Below are 21,975 nucleotides of genomic sequence, written 5' to 3' on the forward strand. Positions count from 1 at the left end.
AAGCATACCATTTTTAAATTCTTAATTATTTTTTATTGTATTTTTTTACAAAATTGTAAAGTGTTTTTACTGGAGTACCACTTGCTCCTTCAGGATTTGTTCCCCAAGCTGAACTTGAGTATGAAGGACCTGCAATGTCTAAATGAACCCAAGGAGTGTTTTCAACGAAGTGTTCTAAGAAAACTCCTGCAGTAATTGCTCCGCCGGTTCCTGGAGCAGTTACATTTAATAAATCTCCAACTTTTCCTTTTACACTTTCTTTATGTTCTTCATAAACAGGAAATCTCCATAAGTATTCACCCATAAAGTCTGCTGATTCTTTAATTTTTGCAAAGACTTCATCATTATTACTTACAGCTCCAATAACTCTTGAACCCAAGGCTTGAATACAAGCACCTGTTAAAGTTGCTACATCAATTATACATTCAGGGTTTAATTTTGATGCTCCATAGTAAATAGCGTCTGCTAAAGTCAATCTTCCTTCAGCATCAGTATTAATTACTTCAATAGTTGAACCTTTCATTGAAGAAATTATATCTCCATTTCTGTAAGCATGACCATTAATCATATTTTCACAAGATGCAACAAGTGCAATTACATTTCTTTGCACTTTCATTTTTCCTACTGCATACATTGTTGAAATAACAGAGGCACTTCCACCCATATCAGTTTTCATAGTAACCATTCCTGTAGCAGGTTTGATTGCATATCCACCTGAATCATAAGTTAAGCCTTTACCAACTAAAACAATAGGTTTTTCATCTTTATTTGGTAAATGTTTCATAATTATAAATTTAGGTGGTAAATCACTACCTTGAGCTACTGATAGAAAAGCATCCATTTTTAAAGATTCAATTTGTTTCTTTTCCAAAACTTCAACTTCTACTCCTACTTTTTCAAGTTCTTCTTTTGCGAATTTCGCTAAAGTTTCAGGATAAATATCATTAGCAGGTCTGTTTACAAGATCTCTACACATAAACACTGCTTCCATTATTGCTTCAATTTCTTTTATTCCACTTTCAACATGTTCTATTTTATTATCTAAAACGGTAAAGAATACTTCACATTCATATTTTTCTTTCTTTTCTTTTAAGAAGTTGTCAAAATTGTAGTTAACATTTATAATTCCTTCAATCATAGCTTGAGCAGTTAATTTATAACAAATACCATCAAACTTTTTGATTTCTATATTGCAAGATTTTACTTTATTAGCTTTTAAGTGCTTTCCAAGAGAAAGAAAAGCTCTTCTAATATTTTCAAGAGAATTTTCTTCTTCTTTACCTAAACCTAATAAAATTACATTTTCAGAATTTGGACCTAGATTTGAAAAAATTTCGCCTCTTTTTCCACTAAAAAGTTTATTTTCTTTTACATAAGCTTTTAATTCTTCACTTATTCCGCAAATATCTTTGCCATCAAATAAAGTAATAACTTTAACTATTCCGGAATTACCAATTTTAAATTTCATACACTACCTCCAAAATTAAATTAGATAAAAATTATCTTACTTATATAATAACTAAAAATTTAGTTTTTTGCAATAGAAAAGGACAACTGAGTTGTCCAATTTAAAAAATATTAAGACTAATTGTAGCCATAATTATTCCTGATAGAATTAATCCTAAAATTGCGGCTAATAAACTTGTTTTAAAATCTATATCCAAAATACTCGCAGCAAGTATTCCTGTATAGGCTCCAGTACCTGGAAATGGAATACCTATGAAAATCGCAAGAGCAAGTAAAATTCCGCTTTTTCCTGATTTTTTTAAAATTTTTTCTCCTGCTTTGTGACCTTTTAATAAAATCTTTTTACAAAACTTTCCAATGTACCTTTTATGTTCACCCCAAAGTAAAATCTTTTTAGCAAGAAAGTAAACAAATGGAACTGGAATTAAATTTCCTATTAGTGCAATTATATACGAACTTAAAATTGGAAGTCCCATTGCTTGCGAATAGGGAATAGCGCCTCTTAATTCTATAATAGGTACCATTGAAATTAATAAAACTAAAAAATATTTTATCATTATCTCTCCTTGAATTTTTCCTAATAATATATATTCTACCATAAAAACAAAATAAAAGAAATATAAAAAAATTTTTAAAAAAGTATTGCATTTATTTTAAATTATGGTATAATATATATGTTAATTTTATAGGCTACCCAAGACCGTAGGGACATTAGTTTAAAAATCCTACATAGGTGGAAATACTTATTTTGTATTTTATCTCTACTCTTGGTAGAGATTTTTTAATATGTAGCCTTTTGTGGAGGTGAAAAAGATGAAAGATTTTGTTTTAGAACAAAAGCAAGCTGTTATATCAGAAATTAGAGAAAAAATCGAAAATTCAGGTTCTTTAGTTTTAGTAGATTATAGAGGCTTAACTGTTGAACAAGTAACTGACTTAAGAAATAAGTACAGAGCAGCTGGTGTTCAATATAAAGTATATAAAAATACTATGATGAAATTAGCCTTCAAAGAATTAGGATATGAAGAATTCAATCAATATCTAGAAGGACCAAGTGCTGTTGCATTTGCTGGAGAAGATTTAACAGCGGCAGCAAGAATTACTAATGAATTTGCAAAGTCAAATGAAAAATTAGTTATTAAAGCAGGTATATTAGAAGGAAAGATTTTAGACACTAATGGTGTTAAGGCTGTAGCAAGCATCCCTTCAAGAGAAGTACTTGTTGCAAAGTTACTAGGAAGCTTAAAGGCTCCAGTATCAAATTTAGTTTATATGTTAGAAGCAGTAAGAAAAAAGAAAGAAGAAGAAGCAGCTTAATGGTTGCATAAAATTTTAGGAGGTATATTATGGATTTCGAACAAATATTAGAAGCAATTGAAAAATTATCAGTTCTTGAATTAAATGAATTAGTTAAAGCAGCAGAAGAAAAATTTGGAGTTTCTGCAGCAGCACCTGTAGTAGTAGGTGGAGGAGCTGTAGCTGGTGGAGAAGGCGCTGGAGCAGCTGAAGAAAAATCTGAATTTGATGTAATTTTAGCATCAGTTGGAGCAGAAAAAATGAAAGTTGTTAAAGCTGTTAAAGATTTAAGCGGATTAGGATTAAAAGAAGCTAAAGAAATAGTTGACAACGCTCCAAAAGCTATTAAAGAAGGAGTAGCTAAAGAAGAAGCTGAACAAATGAAAGCTAAATTAGAAGAAGTAGGAGCTACTGTAGAGTTAAAGTAAGAAATTACTTCTATTATAATTTGAAAATTAAAGGTGGATTTTATATCCACTTTTTTTATAATATTTTTTAATAATGATTATTAAGTATTGATTTATTTCTCTTAAAAATATATAATGAACAAATAAGATTATTTAAGAAGAAATTTTTTAAACGAAAACAATAGGATTGATTGACATTACTTATAAAAATGTTATATTTTTTATTAATTTGTATGATGATGTAAATAAATTTATATAAGGAGAACATTTGTTGAAAGAAGTTTTTGCTATTCCAGCCGTAGGGGCATTAATTTACAGAATTAAGGATAATAAATTAAATATTTTAGTTCAAGAAAGATATAAAGAAAATGAAATTTTTGAAAAAGGTTTATTAGAATTACCAGCAGGAAAGATTAGAGAATATGAAGATATTTTTAAAGCATTAAAAAGAGAAGTAGGAGAGGAAACAGGATTAACAATTATAGAAATTATCGGTGAAAATAACATAGATATTAGAGAAGTAGGTGAATATACCGTTAATAGTTATACTCCATTTTGCTGTACTCAGAATTTATCAGGAGGTTATTCAATTATTCTTCAAACTTTTTTATGTAAAGCTGAAGGTAAAATAAAACCAAATTTTAACGAAACAAGAAATGTTAGATGGATGAATGTTGATGACATATATAGTTCTATTAATGAAAATTTAGAATCTTGGTATCCTATGCATATTAACACATTATTTAAATTTATTGATTATTATCAAAAAGGGTTTATTTTTGAGTGATAAAGTTCAATTTTTAAAGCTATTTGGCTTTTTAAAGGATAAAATTATAATGGATTTCTATGGGGAATCTATTATTTATAATTTGCATTGTGATACACTTTTTTATAAAATTATTTTTAATAATTGTTATCAAGTGTTGATTTATTTCTTTTAAAAATATATAATAATTAAATAAGACTATTTAAGAGGGAGTATTTTTAGTTTTACTAAAAGAAAAAATATATGAAGGTAAAAAGAGGAGATATTTTTTATGCTGATTTAAGTCCCGTTGTAGGTTCTGAACAAGGAGGAGTAAGACCTGTACTTGTTGTTCAAAACGATGTTGGAAATAAATACAGCCCGACTGTCATTATTGCAGCTATAACTTCTCAGATGAATAAAGTGAAACTTCCAACTCATGTTGAAGTTTCAGCGGAATTTGGACTTCCAAAAAATTCTGTTGTATTGTTGGAGCAAATAAGAACTATAGATAAAAAAAGACTTAGAGAAAAAGTTGGCTTTACAGATGAGTTCTTTATGAAAAAGGTTAATGAGGCGCTTTTAAAATCTGTTGGAGTTTAGTACATAGAGGGAAAATATGCTTGAATTAGTAAAAAACATAGATTTTGTAAAAAAAAATAAATTAAAAGTAAATAAAATAAGTGAAAAAGAATTTATTTTGGAAAATAAAAAAGAAAAGTATATTTTAAATCTGTTTCCTTTTGGCAAGTTTTCTAAAATAAGTAAAATTTTCGATTGTTTAAATAAATTATCTGAAGAATTTTCTAATATTTCTTATGAAGATATTGGAATTTTAAATGATAAGTTCTGTTATAGAATTATTCCTTTTGTTATTGATGAAAAAAATAATTTAACTGATGAAGAAGCTTATAATATAGGCTTTAAAGTTGGTAGATTTATTTTTGAATATCATAAAAGCTTTCAAGGCTGTGATTGTGGTAGATGGAATAAGCATTACAATTATAGGATAAATAAATTCTTACATAAGTATGGGCTAGGAAAGTATAGAGGGAATCTTGATTATGTTCTTTTTGATTTTTTAGAAAGAAATAGATATTGTTTAAATGATAGAACTTGTACTACTATAATTGGAATTAACGGACTTAATGATATTAAGATATTAAAAAACGGAAAGTTTCAAATAATAGAGGAGTATAAAATTTTAAGGTCTGACGCTTACTTTGAGTTTAGAAATTTGAATCTATATTATGATAATAATGCAAACTTACTGACAGGAATTGTAGATGGTTATTTTAATAATAGTGTTCCAAGGGCTTTTTTTAAATTACTAGGAGTATATACTATTATTGAAAATTTGTATGATATTTTTGTTGAAAGTAATGACGTGGAAGATGAAATAATAAATGAAAATATAAAAAAGATTAACGATATTTATGATGGATTTTCAAGTATATATCCTATTTGGTATTTAAGACAGAAAAAATTTTAGTTAAAGTTGGAGAAATATGAAGAAATTTAATAGAAGAATTATAGGATTATTGTTATGTTGTCTAGTTTTTGGAGCTTGTTCAAAGAAAGAAGAAAATGTTGAAACAAAAAAAGAGAATAAAAATAATGAAAGTGCAAGCTTTAAGAAATTTTCAAAATCTTTTTTTGGCGTTTTTGATACAGATATAGCTTTTAGTGCATATTGTGCAAATGAAGAGGAATTTAATAAATACTATAAAGTATTGGAAGAAGATATGAAAAGATATCACAATCTTTACAATTCTTTTGAAAATGCTAATGAAAATAATATAAAAACTATAAATGATAATGCGGGAAAAGAACCTGTTAAGGTTGATAAAGAAATTATAGAGCTTTTGGAATTTTCTATTGAGAATTATAAAAAACTCTCTGATAAAAATAATATTGCAATAGGAAGTGTAACTTCTCTTTGGAAAGCTGAAAAGGATGCAGCTGTTGATCTTAAGGGAAAACTTCCAGATGATAATAAAATAAAAGAAGGATTAAAACATACCAATATTGACAATATTGTAATTGATAAGAAAAATAGTACGGTTTTTCTAAAAGATAAAGATATGAAACTTGATGTTGGAGCTATTGCAAAAGGTTATTCAGTAGAAAAAGTTATGAATAAGTTAAAGTCAATAGGTTTAAAATCTGCAATAATTTCAGCAGGTGGAAATGTAAAAGCTATCGGAAGTCCTTTAGAAAAAGATAAAAACAAATGGGGGATAGGAATTCAAGATCCTAAGTTTGATTCAGAAAAAGTTGATATAAAAGAAGTCATTTATACAGATGAAACTTGTGCGGTAACTAGTGGAGATTATCAAAGATTTTATTATGTAGGAGATAAAGTTTATAATCATATCATTGACCCAAAAACTGGTTATCCTAAAGATAAAATAAAAAGTGTAACAGTTTTATGTAATGACTCTGGTCTTGCAGATTTTCTTTCAACAAGTTTATTTTTAATGGATGTTGAAGAAGGTAAAAAACTTTTAGAAAAAGTCGAAGGTGCAGAAGCTTATTGGATTCTTTCTGACGGAAGTGTACATTTTACAGAAAAAATGGAAAAAATGTTGAAAAGTAAGGGAGCTACAAATAAATAATAGATATTTAAAGCTAGGATATTATCCTAGCTTTTTGTGTATTTACAAGTATTTGTTAAGCATTTTTACAAAATAATAATTTTATTATTTAATAATTTTTTTGCATAAGAATAATGAATGTAAAAAAATTTTTTTATTTTTATTAAAAAAAGGGTTGAACAATGTTCATAAAAGTGTTATAATATTCAATGTGAAAATAATGAACATTGTTCAGTTTATAAAAAGGAGAGAATTATGACTAATATTAAAGATAAAAAAATGAGTAAAGAATATAAAATTATTCAATCTGCGCTTGATTTATTTCAGGAAAAAGGATATGAGAAAACTACGATTAGAGATATTATGTTAAAAACTGAGTTTGGATTGGGAACTTTTTATTTATATTTTAAAAGTAAGCAAGATTTAAAAGAAAAAATAATTTTGGATAAAGCTATTAATTTAGTTGTTCAAGCTGAAAATAAATGTACACAAACTGATCCTATTGAAAGATATACTTGTTTTGTAAATTATATTATAGACTATTTTATACAGAATCCTTTTGATTTAGAGTTAATATCGCATAATATGAGTTGGACACTATATGCAAAGATTGAGAATGACGAAAGATTTATAGAAGCTGATACAACGTTAAAATTTATACTTAGTAAATATGAAAAATTATTTTCACATGAATATACTGATTCACAGAAGTTATATATTCTTTCATTGACTATTGAAATTGTAATTTCAACTTGTAAAAGTGCAATGATGAAAGATTCTATTTTATCTATTGATGAAATGAAAGCAGTTTTATTTGAAGTAATTAAAAAAATATTGTTAAATAATGGAGATTAATATGAGAAAATTTGCAAAATTTATTTCACATCATCCAAGACTTGTATTACTTGTTATGACTTTGTTATTGATTCCTTCAATAATTAGTTATAAAAATACTGGTGTAAATTATGATATACTTTCATATTTGCCAGCAGATTTAAATTCAACACAAGGTCAAGATATTCTAGACAAAGATTTTAAAAACGCTGCAACAGGAATGGTAATTTTGGATGGTAGTGATAAAGAAGCTGAAGATTTAAAAAAGGAAATATTGAAAATAGATGGTGTTGAAGATGTTATTTCTAGAACGTCAATAATAGGCGATTCTGTTCCCAGTGATTTTTTACCTGATAAAATTAAAAATATTTTTTATTCAAAAGATAGTACATTGATGATGGTAAAATTTAATGAATCATCATCTTCATTTAAAACCATGAATGCTATTGAAAGTATAAGAAATATTAAATCTAATAAAAAATATCTAAGTGGGGTAAGTTCAATAGTTAAAGATACAAAAGATTTGATAGACAAGGAAACTATAATATATGTAGGATTAGCAATTGTTTTAGGCTTAATTATATTGAGTATTACTAATGAATCTACAGTTATTCCTTTTGTATTTATGTTAACAATAGGATATGCTGTAATTTATAATTTTGGAACTAATATATTCTTAGGCCAGATTTCGTACTTAACTAAAGCAATAGCTGCTGTTCTTCAATTGGCTGTAACTATGGACTATTCTATTTTCCTATATCATAGATATGTTGAAGAAAAGAAAAGAAGAAATAGTAGAAATGAAGCTATGGAAAGGGCGATAGAAAACACATTTACTTCTTTGTGTTCGTCATCTCTTACTACTATTGCAGGATTTTTAGTTTTGATTTTAATGAGATTAACATTGGGAAAAGATATTGGTCTTGTAATGGCTAAGGGTGTTCTAATTGGATTGTTATGTACTGTGATTGTACTTCCGCCAATGCTATTAATTGCTGAAAAAGCAGTAAATAGATATAATCACAAAGTTTTATTGCCGTCATTTAATAAGTTGGCAGATTTTGATATTAATAAAAGAAAAATATTAGCAATGGTTTTTCTTTTACTTTTTATTCCAGCGATTATCGGATCAAATAATACTAAACTATATTATAATTTGGATAGATCTTTGCCAAAAGATTTAGATTCTATTGTTTCATTAAATAAAATGAAAAAAGACTATAATATGGCAAGTACTCATTTTATAATTGTTAAGGAAGATTTATCAAATTCTAGTTTAACTTCTATGATTGATGAATTAGAAAAAGTAGATGGAATTAATAGTGTATTGAGTACACATTCTGTAACTGGAGTTACTTTACCTGCTGAGTTTTTGCCTGATAAATTAAGAGATAATTTTGTGAAGAATGGTTATCAAATGATAATGATAAACTCAGAATATCAAACAGCATCCCCTGAAGTTAATGAGCAAATTAAAGAAATTAGAAATATTATATCTAAATATGATGATAAGGGATATTTAACAGGAGAAGCTGTATTGACAGATGATTTAACAGAAGTTTCTGAAAAAGACTTTAAAATGGTTAATATTGCTTCAATAGTAATTGTTTTTATTATTATAGCTATTGCATTTAAGTCTATAGGAATACCAATTATCTTGATATCAGCAATTGAATTAGCTATTCAAATTAATATGGCAATCCCTTACTTTATAGGACAGACAATACCATTTATTACATCAATAATAATTGGAGTAATTCAATTGGGATCAACTATAGATTATTCTATTTTAATGACTGATAGATTTTTACATGAGTATAGTAAGACAAAAGATATAAATAATTCATTAAGAATTTCTGTAAAAGAAACATCTAAATCAATAGTAACAAGTGCATTATCATTTATGGCAGCTACTATTGGAGTTGGAATTTATTCTAAAATGGAAATAGTGTCTACAATATGTATGTTTTTAGCAAGGGGAGCGATTATAAGTATGTTAGTAATTATAATTTTGTTACCTGCTTTGTTGAGTGTAACTTTTCCATTTATTAAGAAAACAACAAAAAATTTGGCGTAAAGGAGTGTAAGATTATGAATAAAAAATTTCAAAAAGCTATAGCATTAGGTATAGTTTTTTCAATGATTATTGTAAATATTTCATTTGCAGAAGAAAAAAATACTATAAAAAAAAGTGAAACAGTTTATGTAACAATAGACGGAAATGAAGTCAAAGATAAGACAGTATCAGTTTGGTTAAATTCTGATAAAAATATTAATGTTAAAGATAAATCTGATTTAAAAGAAGTTAAGAATTTAAAAAATGATAAAACAGTAACCGAAGAAAACGGGTATTTAAATTGGAATGAATCTGAAAAAGACATATATTATCAAGGAAAAACTGATAAAAATTTACCTGTAGAGTTGACAGTAAAGTATTATTTAGATGATAAAGAAGTATCAAATTCAGAATTAGACGGGAAAAGTGGACATTTAAAAATAGTTTTAAGTTCAAAAAACAATAGGCATGAAACTAAAAGTGTAAATGGGAAAACTCAGGAAGTTTATTCACCTTATATTGTAGCTACTGCTATGGTTTTTGATGATGAAAAAGTGAGTGATATAAAATCTGATGATGTTAAGATTATTAAAGATGGCAAAAATCAAATTGTTACCTCAATTTTAACTCCTGGATTAAAGCAAAATTTTGATAGCATTAATAAAGATAAAGATTTAAAAATATTTAAAGATTCAATATCTTTGGAAATGGATATAAAGGATTATAAGCCTATTGAAATTTATTCAGTTATAACAAATGAATTCTTTCAAGAAAATAAAAATTTAGACTCTATTGATAATTTAAAAGATGGAATACAACAATTAGAAGATAATTCTCAAAAATTATTTGATGCTTCAGTAAAATTATCTGAAGGACAAGAAAAATTAAATAATGGTATAGGTCAATTGCAAGGAGGAGTAAAACAAATATATTCAGGAACAGAGAAATTATATAGCTCAATGGAAAAAATTAAAGGAAAATTTGATTCTTTAGCACCAAAAGTTGGAGTAATTCAAAATTATATTTCTGAAATGTATAATGGTAGTTTACAACTTTCTAATGGAGTTAATAATTATACTGGTGCAGTTAGTAAAATAACTGAAAATGTTGAAAAAATTCAAAATGGAGCAACTTTAATTGACAAAGGTTCAAATGATTTGGATAATGGAGTAGAAAAATTAAAAAATGCTACTGGAAAAATGAAGGAAGGTAGTAAAAAAATTGACAATTTAATCTCTCAAAAAGATGAATTATTAAATAAATCAACTCAGTTATCTCAAGGAATGAGTAATTTAGGAGCTAGCTATGGAAAGATTGTTTCTGCTATAGAAGAAATGTCTAAAAAGTCTATACAATTAAAGAATTCAACTAAAGAATTTAATACAAAAATACATCAAGTTGAAAATTCAACTAAGAGTTTAAATTCTAATATTTCTTTAGAAAATGATATTAAAAATTTAGAAGCAAAAGCAAATAATATTCAAAAAGTCATTGATGATTTATCAAACAAAAATAAAGATGGAAGTTTGACATCTGAGATATCTATCCTAAATAAAACAAAAAATGACTTGTTAAATGAATCAAAAACTTTGAAAGCAAAACAAACTGGTTTATCTAAAATAAATACTTTAGCACAAGCTATGTCAGAACTTGCAAGTAATTCTGATAAACTTTTAAAAGCAAATTCTGATTTATCTGATGGTTTATTAACTGTTTATACTAAGATGAATGAATCAAAAGTTCAACTTGAAAAATCAACAACAGATTTAAATGCAGGTCTTTCTAAAATTGGAGAAAGTATGAAAGCTGATGATTTAAAAGTTTTGAAATCTTCAATAGAACAACTAGATGGGGCAACAGGAAAAATAAAAACAGGAACTGAAAGTTTAAAATCAGCTACTAATCAAAATAAAGTTGCAATGGGAATGTTACAATCAGCGATGAGTAAATTAGATGAAAATTCTAATTCTTTAAAGAATGGTTCTGGGCAATTAGCTAATGGGTTAGGTGAATTTAAAACACAATCTCAAATTTTAAACTCATTATCTCAAGTCAAAGAACAAGCTATTATTCCATTCTCAAACGCTATTAATTCACTTAATGAAGGACTTAAAAAAATGGATTCAAGTACTGATCAATTAAAAGAAGGTAGTGATAAATTGACTTCATCACAAAAAGAATTTAGTTCAAAATTAGGAGAATTTAAGCAAAAGGGAATTGATGAATTAGAAAATAAAACAAAAGAAGTAAATGAATTTAAAGATATTTTAGATATAATGCTTTCTATGTCAAAACAAGATGCCTCATTCAGTGGAACAGATGATAACTTTGACACAAAATCTAGAATTATAGAAAAAATAAAATAAAAGTTATAATAAAAAGATAAAAACCCCTAAATACATTTTATATGAATTTAGGGGTTTTTGTGTATCAAATTTACTCTAGCTTTTTTTTATTTCTTCATATTTACAATTTGGACAAATAACTTTTATCTTTCCTTTTCCTTTTGGAATTCTGAGTTCCTGTCCACAATTTTTACATTTAAAATATTTGTAATTTTTTCTATCCTTAGATGACAATTTTAAAAGTCTGGAGTATATTGGAGAAATTAGATTAAAAAATTTTAGTTGCTCCATTGCTCTTTTTCTCATGTTTTTTGAGAACATCCTAAACATAGCAATAGAAAATAAAATTAATGAAGTTATTGCTAAAATATCACTCTTCTTAAATAAACTAACAACTGCAAATCCAAATGATAGGTAAATTATAATATTATTTAAAATATCCCAACCATATCTATCTTTCATAAAATTTAAAAATCTCTGTTTCATAACAACCTCTCCTTAAAAATTATTAAACTAATTTAGTTATACCACAAAAAATACTTATATTAACAGTTTGATATTGTTTGTAATTTATGATAAAATAAAAAAGATGATTTGATTGTTGATAGAGGTGTTTTATGGAAAATTTTGGATTAAGTGTTAAATTTCAATACGATATTGATGTTTTTTTAGAAAAAATCGACGAATTTGCCGAAAATGATAATTATGGTTTTTCACTAGAAGAAGTTGATGGTGAAATGATTTTAAATTTTGAAATTCTTCCTTATCTGTCTTTGAATTTTAAAATTGATGATTTTATTGAAATGAAAACAGAAACTTGTTACTATGGAGCAGGCTATCATACCCTAGTTGTAAATTTTGTTAATGAATTATTTACATTCTTAGGATGTAAATTTGAAATAAAAGATGATACAGGTTTCTATAAAGATAATAATTTTGAAAAACTTAATGAACTATATAATAGGTGGTTTAAAGATAGAGTAGAATTAATTTTAAATAATAGAGATAGTATTAGAATTAGATCTGTATTTATGGATAATCAAAAAGCTTTTCCTATAACTACTGAAGATTATGTTTGTACATATTTAGGAGTAATGACTTTGTCCGAGTTTGAAAACTTGTATATAAATGATATTGAAGGACTTAAAAAAAGAGTTTTGCTTTTTAACGAACAAGTAATAGACCCTTATTCTGATGAAAATTATCTACTTTATCATGTTTGGAATAATTTAAAAGATTTAACATTAGTGGATGATTTTGATGAAAGATTATCTATGGTTATGTTTATGTTTGAAAACTTAATCGAAAATAATGTACTGATCCATTTACCACAAAAATATTCTAGAGAAATATATAAATACTTAGGAGTTAATAAATTTTCAACATCAAATTTTGCATACAGAAAAGTTAGATATGAAGTTGGATATCATTTTTATGATAAATTTTTAAAGGATTTGGATTTTTCATTAAGGATACCAAGCTGGTTTGAATATAACAATAAAATTAAAGGTTATTTAACAACAGATAATGCTATATTTTTAAGTGAATATAGCAGTTCAGATGGCTTTGTTTTAGATGAAAAGTATCTATCTGAAAAAAGTACAGAAGATTTTAAAATTTTAATTTCTGATACAATTAACGAAAAAAAATTCTTTTTAGGATTTGACGATTTAGATGATGAATATGGTTATGTTTCACGACAAAATCAAAATGATATGAATTGTGAGGAAACAACTTGTCAGATTGTTGATGTAAGAAGAAATAAAATGTATGAAATATGTGTTTTAGGAACTGAATCATTAGATGTAATTAATCATATGATTGGGTTAATGTAGGAGTTTTTTATGGATAAAGTAGGGAGAACAAAAGAGGATATTTTTAATGTTTTAAAAGATAGAATTGTAACTTTAGAATATGAACCTGGAAAAATACTAAATGAAATTGAATTATCTGAAGAGTTTGGAGTAAGTAGAACACCAATAAGAGCTGTATTTCAACAATTAGAGGCTATAAAATTAGTTGATATTGTTCCAAGATATGGTGTTCAGGTTGCAACACTAAACTTTTTAAATATTAAATCTCTATTTGAAGTTACAAAAGTTTTAGATCCACTTGCTACGAAGCTTGCAGTTTCAAAATTAACTGATGAAGATAAAAAAAGACTTAAAGAAATAGTTTCAACTTTAGAAACATATGATACAACAAAAGATTATCAAGAAGCAATTTTGCTAGATGAAGAATTTCACAAAATTGTTACAAAATCTTGTGCGAATCCTTGGCTTATAGATATATTATCAGATTTGCATTGTCAAACGGAAAGATTATGGCATTATTGTGATATATATTTTAGTGATATGGAGATTTTTACTAGAACATTTAAAAAGATTGTGGAAGCATTTGAAAATAAAGATGAAGAAATGGCTGAAAAATATGCAAAAGAGCATATTGAGGATTTTGTAGAAAAAATAAAATCAGCATTATTATAATGATTTGAAGTGATTAGATTTACTAATCACTTTTTTTATTGTAAAACAACAAGGTTCTCGGGGACCATTTGATGTGAGGTGTTGTGGAGGAGTAGAATTCTTGATTTAATTTATAGAATAATTTTAAAAATATTTAGGAGTTGTTCAATTTCTAGTAAATTTAATTTTAAATAAATTAATTTAAGAAGTTAATTATTCCAATATAAATAAATTTAATTGTTAAAAAATTAAATAAAAAATTTAGCATTATATAAATTTTGTTATTTATTACATTTTTGCAATTTTTCTCTATGAAAAAGTAAACTTTCATAAAATTTTTTTATAGTAACAATAATTGCTAAAAATCAATATATAATGAATAAATATTAACTATTTAACATTTTCATTCATAAAAAAACAGATAAAATACTTTTGAAATACTTAAAAGAATATATTATAATACATCTAACAAAGGAAGTGATTTATTTGAGTTTAAAAATTGTATCAAATAATTCTTTAGTAAAAGAAAAATTTGATTGTGTTGAATTTGTTGATGGAAATTATATTGATGTTTTAATTGCTACAAGAGATTTAATACATAAAGGATGCTCCTTGGTAAGTCATCCTTTGCCAGCTAGTATCAGAATGGTTTTTTCTTCAATTAGAAGTATTGTGATTGAAGACGGTAACGGTTTTGATGAAAATAGCACATTAATCATTGAAGAAGCAATTGACAAATATAATTTAACAATGAAGAATAGAAATGTTGATTTCAAAAATGTTAAAGATTATGAAATTGTCGATTTAACACTAGTTGAGAGTGCATTGGAAGAATATAAAGCACTTAGTAAACTAGAAAAATAAGTGGAGGTGGTATTTTGAAACTTCAAATGAACAGAATCTTCATTAAGGATTTGGCATTTGGTGAAGAAACTAAAGTAGAAAATCATACTTTATTTATTAACAAAGAAGAAATAGTTAATGAATTAAAGAAAGAACCAGGAGTTAAAGATATTGATATTGACTTTGCAAAACCTGGTGAAAAGGCAAGAATTATCCCTGTAAAGGACGTTATTGAACCTAGAGTAAAAATTGAAGGGGCAAAAGGATTTGCAGGAGTTACAACAGATGTTGCTCAATTAGGAGAAGGTGTTGTAAATGTTCTTTATGGAGCAGCAGTTGTTACAATTGGAGACATTGTAGGTTTCCAAGAAGGTGTTATTGATATGTGGGGAGAAGGAGCAAAATGGACTCCATTTTCTAAGACATATAATATCGTTGTAGATATTAAAGTTGTTGATGGATTACATCCACATGAACATGAAGAAGTTGTTAGACTTGTTGGACTTAAAGCAAGTGAATTAATCGGTGAAGCAGGAAGAAATGCTAAGATTGATGAAACTGTTGAGTATGGCATAGGTGACAATGATGAAGAAACCAAAAAATATCCTAATTTACCAAAGGTAGTTTATGTTGAAATGTTAATTTCACAAGGATTACTTCATGATGGATATATTTATGGAACATGTACAAGACAAACTTTACCTACATTAATTCATCCAAATGAAGAATTAGATGGAGCTGTAATAAGCGGAAACTGTGTTGCTGCATGTGATAAGATTACTACTTACCAACATCAAAATAATGCTTGTATTTTAGATTTATACAATAGACATGGAAAAGATATTAATTTTGTTGGTGTTGTATTAACTCCAGAACTTACAACTTTAGCAGGAAAGTTCAGATGTTGTGATTACACTGCAAAACTTTGTAAACTACTTGGAGCTAATGGTGTAATAGTAAGTGAAGAAGGTTACGGAAACCCTGACTCAGACTTAGTAATGATTTGTACAAGACTTGAAAAACAAGGTATTAAAACTGTTCTTGTAACAGATGAATGTTCAGGTTGGGATGGAATGAGCCAACCATTAACAGATACATCAAAAGAATCAGTTGCTGTTATTTCAACAGGTAATGTAAGTCATGTTGTTCATTTAGAAAAAGCTGATAAAGTATTAGGAGATTCAGAAGCTATTGCTAATTTAGCTGGTGGCTGGGATGGAGCTTATAATCCTGAAACTGGAACTCTTGAATGTGAATTGAATGCCGTTATAGGAGCTACTTCCGAAATAGGTTATCACAATGCAACTGTTGAATTATACTAAGAGGGGTGAGAGTTTTGAGTAAAAAAGTATTATATTATATCAACCAATTTTTTGGACAAATTGGTGGAGAAGAAATGGCTCATGTAGCTCCAACTTTTGATGAAAAAGCAGTTGGACCTGCAATGGGTTTTGAAAGAAGTTTAGGACAAGACGCAAAAGTTGTTGGAACAATTATTTGTGGTGATAACTTCTTTAATGAAAATTTAGACGAATCTTTAAAATTTATAAAAGAAGTAATGGATAAAGTTAATCCTGACATTGTTGTAGCAGGGCCTGCATTTAATGCTGGTAGATATGGTATGGCTTGTGCTGGAGTTGCAAAATTTGTAACAGAAAATTACAATATCCCAGTTGTTACAGGAATGTATGAAGAAAACCCAGGACTTGACGCTTGTAAGTCAATCGCTTATGTAGTTCCAACAGGAAATGTTGCTAGTTCAATGGGTAAAGCACTTCCAGTAATGGGAAAATTAACTTTAAAATTATTAAATGGTGAAGTTGTTAAACCTTTAGTAGATGGATATTTTGCTCAAGGTAAGAGACTAACTGTTTTATCTGAAAAAATTGGTGCTGCAAGAGCAACTGATATGTTGATGAAGAGATTAAGAGGAGAAGAATTTGAAACAGAACTTCCAATGCCAGTATTTGACAAAGTAGAACCTGCAAAAGCAATAGCTGATTTATCAAAAGCTGTTATTGCAGTTGTTACAAGTGGTGGTATTGTTCCATTAGGAAATCCTGACAAAATTCAATCAGCATCTGCACAAAAGTGGGGTAAATATGATATTTCTGCTTTAAACGAATTGGGAAAAGATTATTGTACAATACATGGTGGTTATGACCCTGTTTATGCAAATGAAAAGCCTGATAGAGTAGCTCCAGTTGATATTCTTAAAGAGATGGAAAAAGAAGGAAAAATTGGAGAAGTTTATAAATATTTCTATACTACTACTGGAACAGGCACAGCAGTTGGAAATTCTATTAAATTTGGTGTAGAAATTGGTAAAGAATTGAAAGAAGCCGGAGTTGACGGTGTTATACTAACTTCTACTTGAGGTACTTGTACACGTTGCGGTGCAACGATAGTAAAAGAAATCGAAAGATATGGTATACCAATTGTTCATATGGCTACTATTGTTACAATTTCAAAATCTGTAGGAGCGAATAGAATTGTTCCTACAGTTGCAATTCCTTATCCTGTAGGGGATGCAAGTTTAGAAAAAGATAAAGAATATGCAGTTAGAAGAGATTTAGTTGAAAGAGCGGTTGACTCTTTAGCAACAACTATAGAAGAAGCAACATTTTTCTAAAGAAAAATTTGTTAAATAAATAGAAACATTCCGCTTACAGATGAATCTGTAAGTGGAATGTTAACCTAAAATTTATAGGAGGATAAATTTATGGAAGAAAACAGAAGTAATTGGAATAGCCGATTTGGTTATATTATGGCTGCCGCCGGATTTTCAATAGGCCTTGGAAACGTTTGGAGATTTCCTTACTTAGTAGGAACAAATGGTGGTGGAGCATTCGTATTAATTTACTTAGCTATTTGTGTATTAATAGGTGTTCCTCTATTTTATATGGAAGTTGCTTTAGGTAGAAAAGCAATGTCAAGTCCGATCGTTGGTATGAGAAAACTAACTAAAAAAGGTAGCCCTTGGGTAAGTTTTGGTTGGCTTGGAGTTTTAAGTGCATTTTTCATTTTAACTTACTATATTAACATCATGGGTTGGATAATGGCTTATATTGTTAAGATGATTACAGGATCTATGAAAGGATTTACTGCAGAACAATTTACAGCTAACTTCAATGATTTGATGGCTAGCCCAACTCAGTTATTATTCTGGACATTTGTTTGTACAGTAATAATAGGAGTCATAGCTGCTAAAAACTTAAATTCAGGTCTTGAAAAAGCTTGTAAGTTTATGATGCCAGCATTATTTATTATGTTAATTATAGTAGTTATAAGATCCGTAACATTACCAGGAGCTGGAGAAGGTATTAAATGGTATTTAAATGTTGACTTCTCAAAAGTAACTCCTCAAACATTTCTTACTGCATTAGGACAATGTTTCTTCTCAGTTGGTATAGCTAGTGGTGGAGCTTTCGTATATGGTTCTTACCTAAAGAAAGATTCTAATATTCCTGAAGACGGATTAATGGTAGTTGGATTTGATACATTAGCAGCTTTAATTGCTGGTTTTGCAACATTCCCTGCAGTATTCGCATTAGGATTAAAACCAGATTCTGGTTCTAACTTATTATTCGTAACAATGTCAAATGTATTTATGAATATGCCATTTGGACAAGTATTTGGATTTATGTTCTTCTTATTAATGTTCTTTGCGGCATTATCAAGTGCTTTAGGATACTTAGAACCAATAAGTTCTTCATTCTCAGATATGTTAAAATTATCAAGAGCTAAAGGTACTATATATGCTTTAACATCAATCTTTATAGTAGGACTTTTCACAATATTTGGATTAAATATAATGAGTGGAGTTAAAATCTTAGGAAAGAATTTATTCGACTTTGCAGATTATCTATCTGGAAATATAATGATGCCACTTGGTGCGATAGCATTAATACTTTATGTATTATTCGTTTGGAAATTTGATAACTTCAAAGAAGAAGTTAACGTAGGAGCTAAAGGACTTAGAGTTCCATCTTTCTTCAAACCAATAGCTTATTTATTACCAATAGCATTAATAATTATATTTGTTGCAGGTTTAGGTATATTTTAAATAAGAACTAGAGATATGTTAATTTAATACACAACTCACCTATAAAATTTATTAAAAAACTCAGGCATGTTGATTGCCTGAGTTTTTTGTGTAATATTATAATTTTTTAATTCTCATTAAATATCATATCATTATTTATTTTTGTATAGAATAATTTTTTTACAGTATCAAAATCATTATTGAAATTTCCTAGAATCCACATTATTTTTGTAACTGTTGCTTCTGTAGTCATATTGTGAGATTCTAAATAAGATATTGAGCTTATTCTCTTTCCAACTTCGTAAACTCCAACATCAGAACCTTCTTGTGGTACTTGAGTTGTCATTATTATTGTCTTTTGATTATTGTATTCTAAAATTAGTTTCTTTAGTTCTGTTTCTATTGTTTTTGGAATTCCGCCAACGCCAAAACTTTCTATTATTATTGCATCGTAGTTTTTGAAAATTTCAGGTAGAATTTTAGCAGTCATTGAAGGAATTAGTTTTAATACAAAAACATTAGTATTTAATGAGTCATAAAACTTAACTTCTTTATTTTCATCTTCATTGTTTATATATCTATAAATTTTTTCATCTTGCATAATTGCTAGGAATGGAAAGTTTACAGATGAGAAAGCGTCAAAGCTTTTAGTTCTTTCTTTTCTTGCTCTTGTTCCAGCAATTACTTTTCCGTCAAAGACAATGCTTACACCCTTTGAACTACTTTTTGACACATATAAAAGACTATTTAACAAATTATTTTTTGCGTCCGTTATATGCATATCTATTGACTTTTGAGAACCAGTTAAAACAATAGGTTTTTGACTATTTTGTATTAAATATGATAAGGCTGAAGCAGTATATGCCATGGTATCTGTTCCATGAGTTATAACAAAACCGTCATATTTTTCATAATTATTTTTTATTTCATCTTTTATTCTTAACCAGTGTTCAGGTTGCATATCTGTTGAATCTACGTTTAAAAGATTTATTGTATCTATTTTGAAATCCAATTTTGTAAAATTTAAATATTCTAGTAATTTTTTTGAATTGATTTTTGGTGTCAAACCTTCATCAGTTGGCATTGATGCTATTGTTCCGCCTGTTGAAATTAATAAAATTTTTTTCATAACCTAAACCCCTATATAATAATTTTTTTATCAGATATATTATATCATAAAATATAAATATTAAGATATAAATTCTGATTATTGTTTTAATAAATTTTTTATCAGCATTAGTCCATTCGGACTTACATATAACCCTTGAATATTGTTGTGAACAAGTACTGAAAACGAACGTTTATATAACGGGAAAATGAGATTATCTTTTTTAATATCTTCAATTGAAGTATACATTTTCGAAAAGTCATCATTTTGTAAATAATGATTTATATAGTATTTAATATCCATTTCATCAGTTGTACCTATATTAAATGTTGAATGTGTAATTGATGCATTGTTATCACCTGTAATACTTACTTTTATTCTGTATTTATCAATCCATTCCTTAGACAATGAAGCCAAAATTCTTTCTGATAACTTTGTTCCATTATGTTTTAAAGTGAGAATTTCATTTTGTAAATTTGAAGATTTTAAAATTTCATCAAATTCATTTTTTAACTTAGAAATTTGATCTGAAACTAAGTTTTCTTTTTTTAATATAGGTTCAGAATTGTTGTACAAAATGAATTCTGCTAAAAATTTAGAATCTATTAGAGTTTCCAAATTTTTTCTCAAAGTGTTATTTTGTAACATTTTATTTTCTGTATCTAGTTTTAGAAATTCAAAAATATTAGTTTTGAAATTTAAAAGTTCAGGTTTTTTACTTGAGTCAAGACGTCTTTCATAAGGGATTTCATAAAATGGAAGACCGAAAAAGTCAATTTGTTTTAAGTCGAAAAGTTGATAAGCTAATATCTCATTTTCTACTAATTTCAGAGTTACTTTTTTAATCTTTGTATTTATATTATCCCAATAATTTTCATTTTGTTCTAAAATTATTTCTTCATCGGTGTAGCTTTTTAATTTAAAAGCACTATTAGTAATAAGATTTTCTTTGTCAATCTTACTATCTTTTTTAGTAGGGAACATAAATACATTTGAAAGAATTTCATCAAAGTTTTTAACAGGATATTCCATATTGACTTCTATGGTATTTTTATTTGTAATCGTAATTCCTTTAAATTCATTTGATTTTATTTTTCCATCATATAATTTTTTTGCATCTTTAATAAAAAATAGTTTAAAAGCATTAGGATTATTATTTTCTTTATTTAGAATACTAATCCAAGATTCTACATAATCTTCTGCCGTAATATTAGAACCGTCTGACCATTTTAAATTTTCTCTAAGAGTAATTGTCCATTTTTTAAAATCTTGACTTTTTTCAATACTCTCAGCTTGATTTAAAGCAACTTTTCCATGTGATGAATATTCAGTAAGTCCTTCAAAAAGTTGAGATACGACTGAGTCATTATTTAAACTATTTGATAATTTGGGATTAAAATTATAATCTTGTTTTTTAATAGCAGTTATTATTTCTGTATTTGAAGTTTTAGAATTATCATTTTGTTTTTCTTTTTTGCTATTTGAGCAGGACACTAGAATAAATGCTATTAATATAAAAAATATTTTTGAAAATTTTTTCATAATATTCTCCTTAAAATTTTTCTAACAGGTATATTTTATCATAATTATATAAAAAATAAAATAATTACAAAAAAGTAATAAAAAAATAAAAAGTTATAGTGATTTAAATCACAATTATTAAATTTCTAAAAATTTATTGTTAAAAAATTAAATAAGTTTTGATATATCTTATTAATATGAGGTAAATACATAATACAAAATAATAATTTTGATATTTAATTTTGG

Annotated in this window: 20 protein-coding genes and 1 other annotated feature; of the genes, 15 read left to right on the top strand and 5 right to left on the bottom strand. The window is 27.0% G+C overall.

The genetic code is table 11. The annotated features are described in order from the left end of the window. Positions 1 to 25 precede the first annotated feature (25 nt). Both WFJ11_RS02460 and WFJ11_RS02465 read right to left on the bottom strand, forming a co-directional pair. Complete coding sequence (locus WFJ11_RS02460; protein ID WP_338817615.1) at positions 26 to 1,468, bottom strand: leucyl aminopeptidase; 1,443 nt, start codon at positions 1,466 to 1,468, stop codon at positions 26 to 28. Positions 1,469 to 1,568: 100 nt separating this feature from the next. After that, a complete protein-coding gene (locus tag WFJ11_RS02465) occupies positions 1,569 to 2,024 on the bottom strand; it encodes a small multi-drug export protein (protein ID WP_338817616.1) in 456 nt (151 codons plus the stop codon). 118 nt (positions 2,025 to 2,142) lie between these two features. Then, positions 2,143 to 2,259: a sequence feature (ribosomal protein L10 leader region), on the top strand. Positions 2,260 to 2,280: 21 nt separating this feature from the next. On the opposite strand from WFJ11_RS02465, the gene rplJ reads away from it, so the two are divergent. The 9 genes from rplJ (at position 2,281) to WFJ11_RS02510 (ending at position 11,768) form a co-directional block, all read left to right on the top strand. Next, entirely contained in the window at positions 2,281 to 2,784 is a 504-nt protein-coding gene (gene rplJ / locus WFJ11_RS02470; RefSeq protein WP_313960885.1) for a 50S ribosomal protein L10, read from the top strand. A 29-nt stretch (positions 2,785 to 2,813) separates the two neighbouring features. After that, the gene (gene rplL, locus WFJ11_RS02475) at positions 2,814 to 3,191 is read left to right on the top strand and encodes a 50S ribosomal protein L7/L12 (RefSeq protein ID WP_009732800.1); all 378 of its coding nucleotides are present in this window, start codon (positions 2,814 to 2,816) and stop codon (positions 3,189 to 3,191) included. Between the two features lie 250 nt (positions 3,192 to 3,441). After that, positions 3,442 to 3,957, top strand: a complete 516-nt coding sequence (locus WFJ11_RS02480) for an NUDIX hydrolase (RefSeq protein WP_338817617.1) — start codon at positions 3,442 to 3,444, stop codon at positions 3,955 to 3,957. Positions 3,958 to 4,179: 222 nt separating this feature from the next. Beyond that, on the top strand, positions 4,180 to 4,518 hold the full coding sequence (locus WFJ11_RS02485; protein ID WP_009372758.1) for a type II toxin-antitoxin system PemK/MazF family toxin: 339 nt from the start codon (positions 4,180 to 4,182) through the stop codon (positions 4,516 to 4,518). Positions 4,519 to 4,534: 16 nt separating this feature from the next. Further along, entirely contained in the window at positions 4,535 to 5,407 is an 873-nt protein-coding gene (locus tag WFJ11_RS02490; protein ID WP_293438782.1) for a hypothetical protein, read from the top strand. 16 nt (positions 5,408 to 5,423) lie between these two features. Next, the gene (locus WFJ11_RS02495; RefSeq protein WP_293438784.1) at positions 5,424 to 6,533 is read left to right on the top strand and encodes an FAD:protein FMN transferase; all 1,110 of its coding nucleotides are present in this window, start codon (positions 5,424 to 5,426) and stop codon (positions 6,531 to 6,533) included. Between the two features lie 234 nt (positions 6,534 to 6,767). Beyond that, the gene (locus tag WFJ11_RS02500) at positions 6,768 to 7,367 is read left to right on the top strand and encodes a TetR/AcrR family transcriptional regulator (RefSeq protein WP_009372391.1); all 600 of its coding nucleotides are present in this window, start codon (positions 6,768 to 6,770) and stop codon (positions 7,365 to 7,367) included. 1 nt (position 7,368) lies between these two features. Beyond that, positions 7,369 to 9,423: an efflux RND transporter permease subunit gene (locus tag WFJ11_RS02505; RefSeq protein ID WP_338817618.1), complete on the top strand. Its 2,055-nt coding sequence runs from the start codon at positions 7,369 to 7,371 to the stop codon at positions 9,421 to 9,423. 14 nt (positions 9,424 to 9,437) lie between these two features. Further along, positions 9,438 to 11,768 (top strand): hypothetical protein, encoded by a 2,331-nt coding sequence (locus tag WFJ11_RS02510; protein ID WP_338817619.1) that lies wholly within the window; start codon positions 9,438 to 9,440, stop codon positions 11,766 to 11,768. 75 nt (positions 11,769 to 11,843) lie between these two features. On the opposite strand, the gene WFJ11_RS02515 is transcribed toward WFJ11_RS02510, so the two are convergent. Continuing rightward, complete coding sequence (locus WFJ11_RS02515) at positions 11,844 to 12,233, bottom strand: hypothetical protein (protein WP_338817620.1); 390 nt, start codon at positions 12,231 to 12,233, stop codon at positions 11,844 to 11,846. 131 nt (positions 12,234 to 12,364) lie between these two features. Between WFJ11_RS02515 and WFJ11_RS02520 the strand changes: the two genes are divergently transcribed. The 6 genes from WFJ11_RS02520 (at position 12,365) to WFJ11_RS02545 (ending at position 19,121) form a co-directional block, all read left to right on the top strand. Then, a complete protein-coding gene (locus tag WFJ11_RS02520) occupies positions 12,365 to 13,582 on the top strand; it encodes a hypothetical protein (RefSeq protein WP_338817621.1) in 1,218 nt (405 codons plus the stop codon). Positions 13,583 to 13,591: 9 nt separating this feature from the next. Beyond that, complete coding sequence (locus tag WFJ11_RS02525) at positions 13,592 to 14,233, top strand: GntR family transcriptional regulator (protein WP_009372532.1); 642 nt, start codon at positions 13,592 to 13,594, stop codon at positions 14,231 to 14,233. Positions 14,234 to 14,689: 456 nt separating this feature from the next. Continuing rightward, positions 14,690 to 15,076, top strand: coding sequence for a GrdX family protein (locus tag WFJ11_RS02530; RefSeq protein ID WP_293438944.1), 387 nt, complete (start codon positions 14,690 to 14,692; stop codon positions 15,074 to 15,076). 14 nt (positions 15,077 to 15,090) lie between these two features. Beyond that, complete coding sequence (locus tag WFJ11_RS02535; protein ID WP_293438796.1) at positions 15,091 to 16,377, top strand: glycine/sarcosine/betaine reductase component B subunit; 1,287 nt, start codon at positions 15,091 to 15,093, stop codon at positions 16,375 to 16,377. A gap of 14 nt (positions 16,378 to 16,391) precedes the next feature. Then, complete coding sequence (locus WFJ11_RS02540; RefSeq protein ID WP_293438798.1) at positions 16,392 to 17,687, top strand: glycine/betaine/sarcosine/D-proline family reductase selenoprotein B; 1,296 nt, start codon at positions 16,392 to 16,394, stop codon at positions 17,685 to 17,687. 90 nt (positions 17,688 to 17,777) lie between these two features. After that, positions 17,778 to 19,121 carry a sodium-dependent transporter gene (locus WFJ11_RS02545; RefSeq protein WP_009354269.1) on the top strand — a complete coding sequence of 448 codons (1,344 nt, stop codon included), beginning with the start codon at positions 17,778 to 17,780 and terminating at the stop codon, positions 19,119 to 19,121. A 106-nt stretch (positions 19,122 to 19,227) separates the two neighbouring features. Here the strand turns inward: WFJ11_RS02545 and WFJ11_RS02550 are convergent, their stop codons facing one another. Next, positions 19,228 to 20,229: an asparaginase gene (locus WFJ11_RS02550; protein WP_338817623.1), complete on the bottom strand. Its 1,002-nt coding sequence runs from the start codon at positions 20,227 to 20,229 to the stop codon at positions 19,228 to 19,230. Between the two features lie 78 nt (positions 20,230 to 20,307). Next, positions 20,308 to 21,750, bottom strand: coding sequence for an ABC transporter substrate-binding protein (locus WFJ11_RS02555; protein ID WP_338817624.1), 1,443 nt, complete (start codon positions 21,748 to 21,750; stop codon positions 20,308 to 20,310). Positions 21,751 to 21,975: the final 225 nt, after the last annotated feature.

Source organism: Parvimonas micra, from assembly GCF_037482165.1.
Taxonomy (GTDB): Bacteria; Bacillota; Clostridia; order Tissierellales; family Peptoniphilaceae; genus Parvimonas.